We start from the raw sequence: 13,925 nt of genomic DNA on the forward strand, positions 1-13,925 counted from the left end.
CCTCCTCGGCCTGGTGTGCGGTCCGGACCGCACCGTCGCGACCCGTCGGCACGACGTTAACCCCGGTCGGTGCCGGAGGCCGAATCGACCCGAGGCGCGCCGTCCCGGGTCAGGACAGCTCCGCGGCGACGGCCGCGACGAAGGTGTCGACCGCGTCGGCCGGGGTGTCCCACGAGCACATCCACCGCACCTCGACGCGGTCCGGGGTCTCGCCGGCCGCCCAGTCGTAGAACCGGCTCCGCTCGCGCAGCCGGTCGGCCGCCTCGCGCGGCAGCGTGGCGAAGACGGCGTTCGCCTCGACCGGCCGGGTCACCCGGATCCCCTGGGGCACCACGAGCTCGTCCGGTTCGGTCCCGGCCGGTCCCGGCGTCACGTCGAGCACGTCGGCGGCCCCGAGCCCGTCCCGCAGGCGCCGGGCCATCGCGTTGGCGTGCGCCGCGTTGCGGTGCCACAGCGGTGCTGCCGACCCGTCCGCGGCGTCGACCGGCTCGCCGGGTTCGCCGAGCAGGGCCAGGAGCTGGGCGGAGACGTAGCGGGTCTTGGAGACGAGCTGCATCGTGGCCTTGCGCAGGTAGGGCACCGCGTCGGCCGCGGCGCGACGCCGGGCCGCGCCGTCGTACCCGGACCCGGGCACCTGCGGGGCGTCCTCGGGGGCGAGGACGACGACGGCCTCCCCGATCATGCCGCCGTTCTTGGCGGCGCCGAACGAGAGCACGTCCACCCCGAGGTCACGGGTCAGGGCGCCCAACGAGCAGTCGAGGGAAGCGGCGGCGTTGGCGAGCCGGGAGCCGTCCACGTGCACGGCCATGCCGAGCCCGTGGGCCGCCTCGACGAGGGCACGCGTCGCGTCGACGGAGTAGACGGTGCCGAGCTCGGTCGACTGCGTCAGCGTCAGCACGCCGGGGTGGGCGCGGTGCACGTCGTGGCGCTGCCCGGCCCAGCGGGCGACGTCGTCGGGCGTGATCCGCCCGTCCGTGGACGGGCAGGGGAGGATCTTCAGCCCGCCCACGCGTTCGGGGGCGCCGTTCTCGTCGGTGTTGGCGTGCGCGAGGTCGGAGGCGACGACGCCGCCCCACCGCTCGGACAGCGCCATGAGGGAGACGACGTTCGCACCGGTCCCGTTGGTCAGCGGGAACGCGAGCGCCCCGGGGCCGAACACCTCGGCGGTGCGCTCGTCGAGTCGCGCGGTCCACGGGTCGTCGCCGTACGCGACGCTGAACCCGTCGTTGGCCGCGGCGACGGCGGCCAGCACGTCCGGGTGGGTGCCGGCGTAGTTGTCGGAGGCGAACGGCGGGAGGGCGGCGGGTGTCTCGGGCACCCGACCAGACTACGGGTGGCCGGGGAGACTGCCGCCCGGCCGGCGCCGTCCCGACTCGCCCCGGTCTGGGGCGTTTCGTCCACCGGTGGTGTGCGACACAGCGGCCGGGCGGAACGGCGGGCGCCGCCCGACCGTCCTACTCTCAACAACGGGTGTCCTGCGGGACGCCCCGGCCGACCGTCACGCGCCGGTCCGGTGACTTGTCGTCGTTCCGGCGTCGCGCGGGCGTCCGGATGTCTGGAGCTCGTGTGACTGGAAACGCCACCACCCGGTTCGCCGACGTCGCGCTGCTGTCCGTGACCCGGCGGCTGCCGTCCCTCGTCACGACGTCGTCCGCGATCCAGGAACGCCTGGCGCCCGCCCTGAAGCGTCTGCGGCTGCCGAGCAACCTGCTCGAGCGGGTCGCCGGGGTCGAGGAGCGGCGCAACTGGGCTCCCGGGGAGGACGCGGACTCCGCCACCGTCGCGGCGGGGCGGGAGGCCCTCGAGCTGGCCGGGGTCGAACCCGACGAGGTCGGCCTGCTCATCAACACCTCGGTGACCCGCAAGCACCTGGAGCCGTCGGTGGCCGTGGGGCTGCACCACGGCCTCGGGCTGCCGAGCTCGGCGGTGAACTTCGACGTAGCGAACGCGTGCCTCGGGTTCATCAACGGCATGTCGCTCGCCGCCGGCATGATCGAGTCGGGTCAGATCCGGTACGCCGTGATCGTCAACGGCGAGGACGCCGACGACATCCAGCGCACCACCGTCGACCGGCTGCTCACCCAGGACCGCGGTCGCGAGGGCTTCATGGAGGAGTTCGCCTCCCTGACGCTGGGGTCCGGGGCGGCCGCCGCGGTGCTCGGCCCGGCCGACGCCCACCCCGAGGGGCACCGGGTCCTCGGCGGGGTGACCCGCGCCGCCACCCAGCACCACCGCCTGTGCATCGGCAGCCCGGAGGGCATGTTCACCGACGCCGAGGGGCTGCTCGAGGGCGGCCTGGAGCTAGTCGTCGACGCCTGGAAGGACGCCATCCCCGAGTGGGACTGGGAGGCCATGGACCGCTACGTCACCCACCAGGTGTCCCGGGTGCACACCCGCGCCATCGTCGAGGCCGTCGGCCTGGACCGCGCGCGGGTCCCCACCACCTATCCCACCCTCGGCAACGTGGGACCCGCCTCGGTGCCGATCACGCTCGCCCAGGAGGCGGAGACCCTCGGCGCCGGCGACCGGGTGCTGCTCATGGGGGTCGGCTCCGGCATCAACACCGCGATGCTGGAGCTGGCCTGGTGACGCCCCGGCCCGCCAGCACCGTCCCGCCGGGACTGCCCGGCCTCGCCCGGTTCAGCCACGTCCGCGGCGACTGGCACTACCTGGACAACGGCGCCGAGCTGTCCGCGCACGGCATCCGCCCGGTCGGCACCGTGCTGGCCGTGCACGGCAACCCCACCTGGTCCTACCTGTGGCGCGACCTCCTGGAGACGGCCACCGACCGGGCGATCGAGGCGGCCGCGGCGGTCGGGGAGTACCCGGACGGCGTGCAGGGCGCCTGGCGCGTCGTGGCCGTCGACCAGCTCGAGATGGGGCTGTCCGCCCGCACCGGCCGACACCGCACCCTGGCCGACCGTGTCGCCGACCTGTCGGCCCTCACCGCCGACCTGGACCTGGAGGGTCCGGTCGTCACCCTCGGGCACGACTGGGGCGGTGTCGTCTCCCTCGGCTGGGCGGTCGACCACCCCGACCGGCTCGCCGGCGTCGTGCTGCTCAACACCGCCGTGCACCAGCCCGACGACGCCGCGATCCCCGCTCCGCTGCGGCTCGCCCTGGCCCGGGGGGTCCACCGGTGGGGCACCCGGACCACCCGGGCGTTCCTGGAGACGACGCTCGGCCTGGCCCGCCCCCGGCTGGCCCGCGACGTCGCGGACGCCTACCGGCTGCCCTACCGCGCCGCCGACGACCGGGCCGGCATCGAGCAGTTCGTCGCCGACATCCCCGCCTCGCCGGAGCACGTCAGCCGCCCCGAGCTGGACCGCATCGCCGACGGGGTGCGCCGGCTCGACGTCCCGGCCCTGCTGCTGTGGGGGGCGCGGGACCCGGTGTTCTCCGACCGCTACCTCGACGACCTCGTCCACCGGCTGCCGCGGGCGAGCGTGCACCGGTTCGAGGACGCCGGGCACCTGATCGCCGAGGACGTCGACTACGCGCCGACCGTGCTGCGCTGGTTGGGATCGGCGGTGTCGGGGGACGACGCGCGCGCGGACGCGTTCACGGGCCCCGGGGGGCCCTCCACTTCGGGGATGACGCCCACGCGCGCGTCGTCCCCCGACACCGCGTCGGCTTCGGGTTCGACCGCCGCCGGCGTTCCAGCGTTCCGGCCGATGTGGGCCGGGCTGGACGAGCGCGCCGCGGACCCGGCGTCGCGCACCGAGCCGGCCGTCCTCGACCTGACGACCACCGGTGCGGGTCGCCGCGTGAGCTGGCAGGCGCTCGACCGGCAGGTGCGGCGCATCGCCGCCGGGCTGCACGAGATCGGGGTGCGCCGCGGCGACCGTGTCTCCCTGCTGGTCCGGCCCGGACCCACCCTCACGGCCCTGGTGTACGCGTGCCTGCGCATCGGTGCCGTGGTCGTCGTGGCCGACGCCGGGCTGGGTGTGCGCGGGCTGACCCGGGCCCAGCGCGGCGCCTGGCCGCAGTACCTCCTCGGGGAGACGACGGCGCTCGCGGCCGCTCGCACGATGGGCTGGCCGGGGGTGCGGATCGCCGTCGATCCCCTGGACCCGGTGCGACGCCGCGTGCTCGGGGTGGAGCACGAGCTGATCGACGTCGCGCGCACCGGCGAGGGCGTGGACCTGCCGCCCGAGCCCGGGCCGGACGACGACGCGGCGGTGCTGTTCACCTCCGGTTCCACGGGGCCGGCCAAGGGTGTGCTGTACACGCACCGTCGGCTGTCCGCGCTGCGCGACGCCCTGGCCACGCACTTCGCCGTCGGCCCCGAGACAGGGCTGGTCACGGGGTTCGCGCCCTTCGCGCTGCTCGGCCCGGCGCTCGGTACGCGGTCGGTCACACCGGACATGGACGTCTCCGCCCCGCGCACGCTCACCGCCCGCGCGGTCGCCGACGCCGTGAAGGCCGCCGACGCCCGGATGGTCTTCCTGTCCCCGGCGGGGATCCTGCACGTCGTCGACACCGCGGACCGGCTCACCGCCGTCGACCGGGAGGCGCTCGGCCGCGTGCAGACGTTCCTGTCCACCGGCGCACCGATCAGCGCCGAGCTGCTGGAGGCCGCCCGGTCGCTGATGCCGGCCGCCGAGGCGCACACCCCCTACGGGATGACCGAGTGCCTGCTGGTCACCGACATCACCCTCGACGGCATCCACGAGGTCGCCGACGCCCCGGACGCGGGCGTGTGCGTGGGACGGCCCGTCGGGGCCGGCCGGGTGCTGGTCAGCGCCCTGGACGACGACGGCGCGGCCACCGGCACGCCGTCGGACGCGCCGGGCGTGCTGGGCGAGGTGCTGGTCAGCGCCCCGCACCTCAAGGAGCGATACGACCGGCGCTGGCTCACCGACGTCGCCGCCGAGCGGGACACCCCCGCGGGGCACTGGCACCGCACCGGCGACGTCGGCCACCTGGACGACGCGGGGCGGCTGTGGATCGAGGGGCGGCTCGCGCACGTGCTGACGACGCCGGCCGGACCGTTGGCGCCGGTCGGCCCGGAGCAGGCGGTCGAGCGGGCCGACGGCGTCCGGCGGGCGGCGGTCGTCGGCGTCGGGCCCACCGGGGTGCAGCAGGCCGTGGCCGTCGTCGAACCGGTCCCCGGAGCGGGGTCGGCCCGCCCCGGGCGGGCCCCGGAACGGCTGGACGCCGCGGTGCGCGCGGTGTCGTCGGTCCCCCTGGCGGCGGTGCTGCTGGCGCCGGAGATGCCCACGGACGTGCGGCACAACTCCAAGATCGACCGCGCCCGGCTCGCGGACTGGGCGGCCGGGATCCTGGCGGGCGGCCGGGTGACCCTGCCGTGACGGTGCTGGTCACCGGCGCGTCCGGGCTGCTGGGGTCGGCGGTGGCGCGCGCCCTGGTCGCCCGGGGCGAGACGGTGCGCACCCTGCAGCGTCGCCCGTCCGGCGTGCCGGGCGCCGAGGACGTGGCCGGGTCCGTGACCGACCCGGCGGTCGTGGCCGCCGCGGTGGACGGGGTCGACGCCGTCGTGCACCTGGCCGCGAAGGTCTCGCTGGCCGGGGACCCCGCCGAGTTCACCGCCGTGAACGTCGAGGGCACGCGCACGCTGCTCGACGCCGCCGAGCGGGCCGGGGTGCAGCGGTTCGTGCAGGTGTCCTCGCCGTCGGTGGCGCACACCGGGACGTCGCTGGTCGGCGTGGGGGCCGGGCCGGCCGACCCGGACCGGGCTCGTGGGGAGTACGCGCGGACCAAGGCCGCCTCCGAGCTGCTGGCCCTGGGACGGGACCGGGCGGGTGCCGGCCGCGGGCTGCGTGTCGTGGCGGTCCGGCCGCACATCGTGTGGGGCCCGGGGGACACCCAGCTCGTGGAGCGGGTCATCGACCGGGCGTCGTCCGGGCGCCTCCCGCTGCTCGGGCACGGGGCGGCGCTCATCGACACGACCTACCTGGACAACGCTGCCGACGGGATCGTCGCGGCCCTGGACCGGTTGGCGGACCAGCCGTCCGCGGTGCGCGGCCGGGCCTACGTGATCACCAACGGCGAGCCGCGTCCCGTGGCCGACCTGCTCACCGGCATCTGCCGGGCCGCCGGGGTGGAGCCGCCGCGGTGGCGGGTGTCGGCCGGGCTGGCCCGGGCCGCGGGCGGCGCGGTCGAGGCCGTGTGGCGGGTGCGTCCGGGCGACGACGAGCCGCCGATGACGCGCTTCCTCGCCGAGCAGCTGTCCACCGCGCACTGGTTCGACCAGCGCGCCACGTGGGCCGACCTGCGATGGCGTCCCGCCGTCAGCCTCGACGAGGGGATGCGCCGGCTGGCCGCCCACTACGGCGGCACGGCGCGCTGAAAGCTACCGCTGCTGTCCACAGGGCGGGCCGTCGCCGAGCTGTCGCCGAGCCCTCGCCGTCGGGTCGACGATGTCTTGCCACGGGGTGTCAGCACGCACGGAACGGCGTCACCACGGCGTGAAGCGATCACGGATGGCGTGAATTTCACGCCATCCGTGATCGCATCACGTTCAGCGGGCGCGAATCCGGCTTCGCCGACACCCCGCGATTCGCAACCGCCCTCGGCCCGCACACGTCGCTGTCCCGGCACTCACGCATCGTGCCCGGGGCGCTCACACCTCGCGGTCCGTGCCCTGAGCACCTGCGGAAAAACGCCGTGCACCCCGTGGCCGACGCCCGTCAGACTGACCCTGTGCCGATGATCCTGCGCCCACCCCGCCCCGACGACGAAGCCGCCCTGCGCCGGATGCACGCGCAGATGGCCGCCGAGCACTTCGACGTGCTGCTGGCCGAGGGCACGTGGGACGAGATCCTCGCGCAGGTCGCGCGCGAGGCCGATGGCACCGACCTGCCCCCGGACCGCGTGCGCGCGGACTTCCTCGTCGCCGAGGTCGACGGGGTGCTGGTCGGCCGCGTCTCGATCCGGCACTCCCTGACCCCGTTCCTGCACGACCTCGGGGGGCACGTCGGCTACGGCGTGGCCCCGGAGCACCGCCGCCGTGGGTACGCCACCGAGATGCTCCGGCTCTCCGTCGAGCGGCTGGCCGGTCTCGGGGTCGAGGAGGTGCTGGTGACCTGCGACGACGACAACCTCGGGTCGGCGAAGGTCATCGAGGCGTGCGGCGGCGTCCTCGAGGACGTCCGCCCCGTCCCGTACGGCGTGCCGAAGCGGCGCTACTGGATCACCGCCCGCTGACGCGCCTGTCCCGGGTGCCCGGCCGGTGACGGGCCGGGCACCCGGGACGACGTTCACTGCAGGCCGGGCGTGAAGGTGTACTTCACGAGCTGCCCGTCGGGCGGGACCCCGTCGCCCGGCAGCACGTTGACCGTCGCGAGCAGGCCGTGCTGGGTGACGTCCACGTCGCCCGGCAGCGGGACCGTGTCCAGGGCCGACCTCGTGCCGTCCCGCTCGACCATGGTGATCTGCCCGCCGAACATCTCGGCGACGTACACCGTGCCCTGGCCGTCCACCGAGACACCGGTCGCCCCGAAGAAGCCGGAGGCGACCAGCGCGACGGCGCCGGTGCGCGGGTTGACCGTGACGACGGCGCCGCGAGCGCCCAGCGAGTCGTCCTCCGGACCGCCCGGCAGCAGGGACACGTACAGCACCCCTCGCGGGCCGAACTCGACGTCCGTCGGGACCGGCTCGAACCAGTAGGTCTCGCCGACGAAGCAGTCCGGCAGGCCCTGCGCCTCGACGATCTCCTCGGTCAGGGTCGTCGGCATCGGCGGGAGCACCGCCACCGTGCGGATGTCCCCCTGGCGGCTGATCCCCAGGATCGCGTTCGCCCCGGCGTCGGCCAGGTAGGTCGTGGCTCCCCGGGTCGTCGTCGAGTACGGGTGCGAGTCCACGATCCCCGTGTACCGGCCCGGGAAGTCGGGCGGCAGCAGCGCGACGCAGTCTTCCGGCGTGTCGCGGAAACCGTAGACCACCCCGCCGTCGGGGTTCTCGGACTCCTCGTAGGCGCCGACGTCGGCGAGCACCTTCGGGTCTCCGGCCGGACCGCCCTTGCTGTTGAGCCGCTGCGTCATGACCGTCTGTGTCTCACCGGTCTGGGTGAACGTGACCGTGCGGTTGCGGTAGCTGACACCACCGACCTCCGCGCCGCCGGAGCTGTAGAGGTCCATCGTGCTGCCGTCCTGTTCGACGGCGGTGAGCAGGCCGACGAAGTTCTGGCTGACGAACGTGGTGCCGTGCGGGCCGGCGGCGAGGCTGAGCGGGGTGATCAGACCGTCGGCGATCGTGTCCGACGGCACGTGGCTGTCCGCGAGCGCCGGGCTCGCGGTGAGGACGAGCGCGGCCACGGCGGCCGCGCTCACGGAGAGAACGCGCTTCATGGTGGGCTCCTGGGAGGCAGGACGACGAGGTCGCGGCCGGGTGGCGCGACGGGGGCGCTCGCCGCGGTGCCCACCGCGCGTGCGTCGGTGCGGCCCGGGGGCCGGGGACAAAGGCGTCGCCGCGTCGACCGTGACGCGGGCTTCTCCGGCCCACTGTGCGCCCGCCTCCGGACGCTCGCCACGGCTCCCCCGGGTGAAGTTGCCGCTCGGCTCCCGGGTCGGGACTACTCGCCGTCGGCCGGGATCGCGCCCTTGCCGCTGGGGCAGTTCAGGTGCGGGACCTCGAAGGTGACGGGATAGATGACGAGGTCTCCGCTCGTGGCGACGAAGAACGAGGCCGTGGTGGCCTTGGTGTTCTTCTCGCCGGAGACGACGCGCATCGCGGCGGACCCTCCGAGCGTGCCGGCGGGGATGAACCCGGAGTCGCTCAGGCCCCAGACCTCCAGGGTCGGGAAGAAGTCGAACATGTTGACGCCCTCGTCGGTGGCGTCGAACCGCACCGCCACGGTGGCGTCGCCGTCGGGCGAGCAGGACGCCGACAGCGTCGCCGTGTTCCCCGGTGCCCACGTGGAGGAGGCCTGGTAGGTGCCGTCGGCCTGGAAGACGCCGTCGGACTCGGTGACGACGACGTCGTCGGCGTGCGCCGGGAGGGCCGTCAGCCCGAGGGCGACGAGGCAGGTGGCGGTGACGGCGACGAGGCGTCGGTGGATCGACATGAGGGTTCCTCTCCGGGGCGGGACGCGACGGAACCCACTCTTTGCCGGGTCCCGAGCACTCGCCGACGGGGAGCGGGGTGAAGTCGACTCAGGCTCGCTGGGCCTGCACGAACACCACGGAGTCGCCGAGCAGGGGCATGCGCTCCACGGCGCAGGCGTCCCGGAGACCTGCCTCGGTGAGGAGCTTCTCGATGCCACCGTCGGCGTTGTCCGCGTCGTAGGCGGTGCTGCCGGGGCCGTGGCCGGGCTGGTGCTCGGCACCGCCGTGACCCTGGTGACCGCGGCCGTGGCGGTGGCCGCGTCCGGTGCGGTGGGCGTGCGCGCCGTCGCCGTGCTGCGCGTCCGCAGTCCCGCCGTCGTCCCCGTGGCTCGCGGCATGGTCCCCGGCGAAGTCCGCGATCGTGACCCGCCCGCCGCGCCGCAGGACGCGCAGGATCTCGGCGGCGAGCTGCTGCTTCTCCTCGAGCGGCACGTGGTGCAGCGCGAGCGAGGAGACGACGTGGTCCTGGCTGGCGTCCGGCACCGGCAGGCGGTGCGCGAACCCGCGGATCAGGGTGACCTCGCCGGAGTCGCCGCGGCGCAGCTTGCGGGCCGCGCGGCGCAGGGCGTCGCCGTCGGGGTCCAGGCCGGTCACGACGGCGTCGGGCGCGGCGCGCAGCACCTCGCGGCTGAGGTTGCCGGTGCCGCAGCCGACGTCGAGCACGTGGGCGTCGTCGACCACGCCGGCGATCTCGACGGTGCGCCGGTACATCCGGTGGACGCCCCGGACCCGGGCGACCAGGTCGTACCAGGGCAGGAGCCAGCGCTGGGGCAGGCCGGGCAGGTAGTCGTGGTCGGCCTCCTCCGGGCGGACGTCGTCGCGTCGGTGGACGGGGCGGGGCATCGGACCTCCAGTCGGTGGGCGGGTCCATGGTGCCCGCTCCGGCGCCCGGGGACATCCGGAGGCTCGACGAGGGGCGGCGTCGCCTACCCGAGCCGTGCGGTCAACGTGGGGGCGCCCGCTCCGGACAGCTCGGCGGCGTCCACAGGCCGTCCCGAAGCCGCCAGGAGCAGCGAGATGGCGCTGCCGCGGACGGCGGCGCCCTCGCCGAGGTGGTGGTCGGTATCCACAGGGCGCAGGCACAGCCCGGCGACGCGTTCCCGGCCGCCGCCGAACGTCGCGCCGGTGCGGGTCATGTACTCCAGAGCCGTCGCCACGTGCTCCGGGGGATAGGCGGCCTCGATCCCCAGGGGGCGTCGGACGTCCTCGCCGTGCACGTACGCCTCGACCAGTCGGGTGGCCAGGGGGCCGGGCGGCGTGCTGGTCAGGTCGGTGACGGCGCGGAAGGCCTCCAGGGTCTGCCGCGGGTCGGCAGCCCGGTGCCGCTCGATCCCGGCCTCGTTGGCGCGGTCGAAGTCGCCGCGGGCGGCGAACATCTGACGCACGAACCCCCAGCGGGTCGTCGACGCCGAGTCGACGAGGTGCGCCAGCACGTCGTGCACCGTCCAGCCGGGGCACAGCGACGGCACGTCCCACTGGTCCGCGGAGATCTGCGCGAGGTCGTCGGCGAGCCGGCGCCGTTCCTCGTGCACGGCCGTCCAGAGGGTGTTGCGGTCGCTCATGCCCTGCTCCTTCGGTCGGGTCGGCCACAGGCGTGGGGATGCCTGTGCGGGTCCGACCGGGACGGCTCCGCGAACTCATCGGTGCAGGCCGCGGCCCGCTCGCCGCGGACATGACGACGGCGCCCGACCGGGTGGTCGGGCGCCGTCATCAGGTTGCGTCGCCCCGGTGCAGGGCGGGCGGTCAGGCCGCGGTCGTTACCTCGATGCGTCGCGGCGTCGTGCCGGCGAAAACGCCGGCCACGGTCACCGTCAGCACACCGGCGTCGTAGGACGCGGTGACCGCCTCGGCCTCGACGGCCTTCGGCAGCGTGACGACGCGGCGGAAGGCGCCGAAGCGCACCTCCGAGACGCGGCGGCCCTCGGACTCCTCGCTGCGCGGGTCCTTGCGCTCGCCGCGCACGACGAGCTTGCGGCCCTCGATCTCGACGGTGACGTCCTCGGCCGGGTCGATCCCGGGCAGGTCGAGGCGGGCGACGAGGTCCTCGCCGTCGCGGTAGACGTCCGCGGCGGGCTTGGCGTCCGGCGTGGTGGTCGGGCGGGTGGTCCGCAGGTCGCCGAACAGGGCGTCGGTCAGCGGGGTGCGGGTCAGGGTGACAGTCATGGGGGGCTCCTCTCGTGGGTGGTTCCGAGAGGTACAACTTGAGTCACCCCGACTCAATTTCCGGGTTCGCCGTGGGCGGACGACGGGCGGGACGCGTCAGGGACGGACGTCACCGTCCACGTACCGCCACGCCCCGTCCTCGCGCACGAACCGGCTGAGCTCGTGCAGCCGGCCGCGGGTGGCGTCGTCGTCCCGGAACATGGCGACGAACTCGACCGTGCCGGCGTCGTCGAACGGTCCGCCGGCGTCCGTGGCGAGGATGTCGAGGCGGCGCCAGCGGCGCCCCGGGACGAGGTCGAGCTCCGCCGGGCGGGTGCTCGGGTGCCAGGTCGCGCCCAGGTAGGCGGTGTCCTCGACGGCGAACGCGCTGTAGCGCGAGCGCATCAGGGCCTCGGCGGTCGGTGCGGGGCGTTCGCCGCGGTGCAGCGGGCCGCAGCACTCGCCATAGGGCAGGCCGGACAGGCAGGGGCAGCGGGTCGCGTCGTCCACGGGTCCATGGTGGCGCACGGTCAGGCCGCGCGGTCCACGAGCAGCGCCAGCCGCACGCGGTTGACCCCCAGCTTCTGGCACGCGTTGCCGAGGTGTGTCTTGACCGTCGCGGCGCCGAGGTAGAGGCGGCCGGCGATCTCGGCGTTGGTCAGCCCCTCGGCGACGCCGTGGGCGATCTCCCGCTCGCGGTCGGTGAGCCGGGCGAGGGCCGCGCGGGCCTCCTCCCGGCCGCGCGCCGTCGGGGTCGCCGCCACCTGGTCCATCACGACCCGTGCCGCGCGCGGGGAGAGGGCACCCTCCCCGGCGGCGACGGCCTCGACGGCGGCGACCAGCTCGTCGGGGCCGGAGTCCTTGGCGAGGAACCCCGCGGCACCGGCGTGCACGGCGTCCAGGATGGCCGACTCGGTGTCGAACGACGTCATCGCGACGACGCCGGGCGGATCGGGCAGGGCGGCGACGGCGGCGGTGGCGCGGACGCCGTCCGTCCGGGCCATGCGCAGGTCCATCAGCACCACGTCGGGGTGGTGGGCCTGGACGCCGGTGACGACCTCGTCACCGTCCGCGGCCTCGGCGACGACGTCCAGTCCCCGCGCGGTCAGGATCTGCCGGAGGAACTGCCGCACCATCGTGTCGTCGTCGACGACCATCACCCGTGTCACGAGGGCGACGTTACTGCTCACCTGCGACAGCGGTCGTCGGTCGGCAGCGCTCGCGGTCAGTGCGCAGGGCCGGGCGACCAGGGCAGGTGCGCCCGGACGAGGAACGACCCGTCGTCCTGGCGGCCGGCGTCGAAGGTGCCCCCGAGCGCCTCGCACCGCTCGCGCATCCCGCGCAGCCCGGACCCGCCGCCCGGCACCTGGGTGTCGCCGGCCGTCGCCGGGTTGCGCACGGTGACGTCCACGCCGGCGCCCGGCCGGGCCCGGACGTTGACCGCGACCCGCGTGCCGGGCGCGTGCTTCGCCGCGTTGGTCAGCGACTCCTGCACCACGCGGTAGACGCTGCGGGTCAGGGTCGGCGGTGCGGCGTCGCCGTCGCTCACGAACACCGTGGCGACCAGGTCCACCCCGCGCGAGCCCGCCCCGTCGAGCAGGTCCGCCAGGTCGTTCAGCGTCCAGTCGCGTCCGGCGTAGTCCTCGGCGCCCTCGCGCAGCGAGGTGATGAGCGTGCGCATCTCCTCCAGCGCCCGGTGGGCCGAGCTCCGCATCGACCGGGCGGCGTCCCCTGTCTGGGCGTCGCCGGAGGACACCTCGAGGGCGGAGGCCTGCAGCGACATCAACGACAGCTGGTGCGCCACCGTGTCGTGCATCTCGCGAGCGATGAGGTCGCGCTCCTCCTGGCGGGAGAGCTCGGTGCGCAACGACTCCGACTGCTGCTCCAGGGTGTCGGCGCGCCGGGACTCGGCGGTCGCCGCCGAACGGGCGGCGTCCGCGTCGGCGTCTGCCCGGGTGGCGACGCGGCGCAGCATCCCGACGCCGACGGCGAGCCCGATGGCGAGCACTCCCAGGATCACGTAGCCGAGCGGGGTCATGTACGCGACGGCGCCGCCGGCGTCCGGGGCCGTGGAGAAGATGACGTTCTCGCCCTCGCGAGACCCGTCACGCCAGAACGCCGAGACCAGCGCGAGTGCCGTCGCCCCGGTGCAGATCAGGCTGCGCCGCAGGTCGGTGCGTGCCACCACCCACGGCAGCGCGAGCAGCGGGGCCACCGCACCGAGCGGGCTCACGATCCCGACCGCGGCGGTGGCGAGGCAGACCGCGACCGGATACGCGGCTCTCCACCACACGGCCGCCGCCACGCCGGACGCGACGACGATCCACAGGAGGAACAGGGCGCTCTGCGTGGTCGCGGCCACGGCGGGTGAGTCCATGGCTGCACCGGTCACGGCGCAGAACCAGGTGACGGTGACGGCGCCGATCGAACCCCAGGTGCTCCAGGGCCGACGACGGCGTCCGGGCTGCCAGGGGGCGGCGACCGTCGTCGGGTACGAGGCGACGGCGTACGGACCGTGCTGCTGGTACGGATGCGGCGCCACGCCGGGGTACGGGGCCGGGGACGGCGGCACGGAGTACGGGCCGGGAGGCGCGGCGGCGTACGGGTCGCCGGGGCCTCCGGAGCCGTGTTCGCCGAAGGACCCGGATGCCGGCCCGTGGGTCGGTTCGGCGGGACTCGACGACGGCGGGTACATGCTCGGCAGCGTACGGCCCG

Annotated in this window: 13 protein-coding genes; 4 read left to right on the forward strand and 9 right to left on the reverse strand. The window is 75.2% G+C overall.

Annotated features, from left to right (window positions below):
* Positions 1-109: 109 nt before the first annotated feature.
* A complete protein-coding gene (locus tag Q6347_RS01870) occupies positions 110-1,318 on the reverse strand; it encodes a low specificity L-threonine aldolase (protein WP_304606500.1) in 1,209 nt (402 codons plus the stop codon).
* 248 nt (positions 1,319-1,566) lie between these two features.
* Between Q6347_RS01870 and Q6347_RS01875 the strand changes: the two genes are divergently transcribed.
* The 4 genes from Q6347_RS01875 (at position 1,567) to Q6347_RS01890 (ending at position 7,170) form a co-directional block, all read left to right on the forward strand.
* Positions 1,567-2,589 (forward strand): 3-oxoacyl-ACP synthase III, encoded by a 1,023-nt coding sequence (locus Q6347_RS01875; protein ID WP_304602889.1) that lies wholly within the window; start codon positions 1,567-1,569, stop codon positions 2,587-2,589.
* Positions 2,586-5,315, forward strand: coding sequence for an alpha/beta fold hydrolase (locus Q6347_RS01880; protein WP_304606501.1), 2,730 nt, complete (start codon positions 2,586-2,588; stop codon positions 5,313-5,315). Before Q6347_RS01875 ends, Q6347_RS01880 begins: the two co-directional genes overlap by 4 nt.
* The gene (locus Q6347_RS01885; protein ID WP_304606502.1) at positions 5,312-6,313 is read left to right on the forward strand and encodes an NAD(P)-dependent oxidoreductase; all 1,002 of its coding nucleotides are present in this window, start codon (positions 5,312-5,314) and stop codon (positions 6,311-6,313) included. Before Q6347_RS01880 ends, Q6347_RS01885 begins: the two co-directional genes overlap by 4 nt.
* Before the next feature lie 359 nt (positions 6,314-6,672).
* Positions 6,673-7,170: a GNAT family N-acetyltransferase gene (locus tag Q6347_RS01890; RefSeq protein WP_369810791.1), complete on the forward strand. Its 498-nt coding sequence runs from the start codon at positions 6,673-6,675 to the stop codon at positions 7,168-7,170.
* 53 nt (positions 7,171-7,223) lie between these two features.
* Here the strand turns inward: Q6347_RS01890 and Q6347_RS01895 are convergent, their stop codons facing one another.
* From Q6347_RS01895 to Q6347_RS01930, 8 genes are all read right to left on the reverse strand, one after another.
* On the reverse strand, positions 7,224-8,312 hold the full coding sequence (locus Q6347_RS01895; RefSeq protein WP_304606504.1) for a ScyD/ScyE family protein: 1,089 nt from the start codon (positions 8,310-8,312) through the stop codon (positions 7,224-7,226).
* 224 nt (positions 8,313-8,536) lie between these two features.
* Complete coding sequence (locus tag Q6347_RS01900) at positions 8,537-9,028, reverse strand: hypothetical protein (protein ID WP_304606505.1); 492 nt, start codon at positions 9,026-9,028, stop codon at positions 8,537-8,539.
* An 88-nt stretch (positions 9,029-9,116) separates the two neighbouring features.
* A complete protein-coding gene (locus Q6347_RS01905) occupies positions 9,117-9,911 on the reverse strand; it encodes a class I SAM-dependent methyltransferase (RefSeq protein WP_304606506.1) in 795 nt (264 codons plus the stop codon).
* Positions 9,912-9,994: 83 nt separating this feature from the next.
* Entirely contained in the window at positions 9,995-10,630 is a 636-nt protein-coding gene (locus Q6347_RS01910; protein WP_304602882.1) for a maleylpyruvate isomerase family mycothiol-dependent enzyme, read from the reverse strand.
* Between the two features lie 181 nt (positions 10,631-10,811).
* Positions 10,812-11,231, reverse strand: coding sequence for an Hsp20/alpha crystallin family protein (locus tag Q6347_RS01915; protein WP_304606507.1), 420 nt, complete (start codon positions 11,229-11,231; stop codon positions 10,812-10,814).
* A 96-nt stretch (positions 11,232-11,327) separates the two neighbouring features.
* Complete coding sequence (locus Q6347_RS01920) at positions 11,328-11,720, reverse strand: YchJ family protein (RefSeq protein ID WP_304606508.1); 393 nt, start codon at positions 11,718-11,720, stop codon at positions 11,328-11,330.
* A gap of 20 nt (positions 11,721-11,740) precedes the next feature.
* On the reverse strand, positions 11,741-12,400 hold the full coding sequence (locus tag Q6347_RS01925) for a response regulator transcription factor (protein WP_304602880.1): 660 nt from the start codon (positions 12,398-12,400) through the stop codon (positions 11,741-11,743).
* A gap of 35 nt (positions 12,401-12,435) precedes the next feature.
* Positions 12,436-13,752, reverse strand: coding sequence for a sensor histidine kinase (locus Q6347_RS01930; protein WP_304606509.1), 1,317 nt, complete (start codon positions 13,750-13,752; stop codon positions 12,436-12,438).
* Between the last annotated feature and the right edge of the window lie 173 nt (positions 13,753-13,925).

This window comes from Isoptericola sp. b408, from assembly GCF_030588085.1.
Lineage (GTDB): Bacteria > Actinomycetota > Actinomycetes > Actinomycetales > Cellulomonadaceae > Isoptericola > Isoptericola sediminis.

Bases quoted from the DNA above. Each gene is read 5' to 3' on its own strand.
- Q6347_RS01890 (WP_369810791.1), top strand. From the start codon at position 6,673: ATGATCCTGCGCCCACCCCGCCCCGACGACGAAGCCGCCCTGCGCCGG.
- Q6347_RS01895 (WP_304606504.1), bottom strand. From the start codon at position 8,312: ATGAAGCGCGTTCTCTCCGTGAGCGCGGCCGCCGTGGCCGCGCTCGTC.
- Q6347_RS01900 (WP_304606505.1), bottom strand. From the start codon at position 9,028: ATGTCGATCCACCGACGCCTCGTCGCCGTCACCGCCACCTGCCTCGTC.
- Q6347_RS01905 (WP_304606506.1), bottom strand. From the start codon at position 9,911: ATGCCCCGCCCCGTCCACCGACGCGACGACGTCCGCCCGGAGGAGGCC.
- Q6347_RS01910 (WP_304602882.1), bottom strand. From the start codon at position 10,630: ATGAGCGACCGCAACACCCTCTGGACGGCCGTGCACGAGGAACGGCGC.
- Q6347_RS01915 (WP_304606507.1), bottom strand. From the start codon at position 11,231: ATGACTGTCACCCTGACCCGCACCCCGCTGACCGACGCCCTGTTCGGC.